The organism is Pseudomonas sp. 51_B (assembly GCF_017491595.1).
Classification (GTDB): Bacteria; Pseudomonadota; Gammaproteobacteria; order Pseudomonadales; family Pseudomonadaceae; genus Aquipseudomonas; species Aquipseudomonas promysalinigenes.
Window position 1 is genome coordinate 1 of record NZ_JAFGYW010000148.1, and the last position, 541, is coordinate 541.

At 59.0% G+C, this 541-nt stretch carries 1 protein-coding gene; it reads right to left on the reverse strand.

What is annotated here, in order from left to right; all coding sequences use genetic code 11:
- Positions 1 to 382 (reverse strand): PilZ domain-containing protein (locus tag J5M56_RS24085; protein WP_207937953.1); only part of this gene is annotated, 382 nt, incomplete at its 3' end.
- Positions 383 to 541: the final 159 nt, after the last annotated feature.

Genomic DNA, 541 nt, shown 5'->3' on the forward strand with positions numbered 1-541 from the left:
GTTTCACCGACAGGTGTGCGCCGGTGGCAATCGGGGTCGGGTACTGAAAGTCGATCCCGCCCTCGGAGATGATCACCGGCTGCGGCTCGCCGATGTGGCCGAGCACGGTCAGGGCGATCACCTGGCTGAGTAGGTCAATGCGTTTGTTCTGCGATTTGAGGAACGCGGCGATGGCGCGGTCGCGCTCGCTGATCTGCCGCAACAGGTGCTGCGACTCGAATTCGCTCAGGTGCAGTTCGCTGAGCAGGTTGAAGAGTGGGGAAGCATCCTGCAACACTTCCTGGCCTGCGGCTTCGGGAGCGGACAGGGGCCGAATTTCCAGGGCGATCGTGTCCTCGATACGGTAGTATTCGCGGCGATCTTCTTCATCTAATGTCGACATGGCGAACCCATGGTAGCGGCGGTGGTCTGAGTGTAAAGCTGGTTTTCGACCCCCGCCACAAGGACGTTCCTTTTCCCTCCGAACAAGCCCCGACATGTTCAGACCTCTCTTCGTATTTATCGGCACGCGTTATACCCGTGCAAAGCGTCGCAATCATTT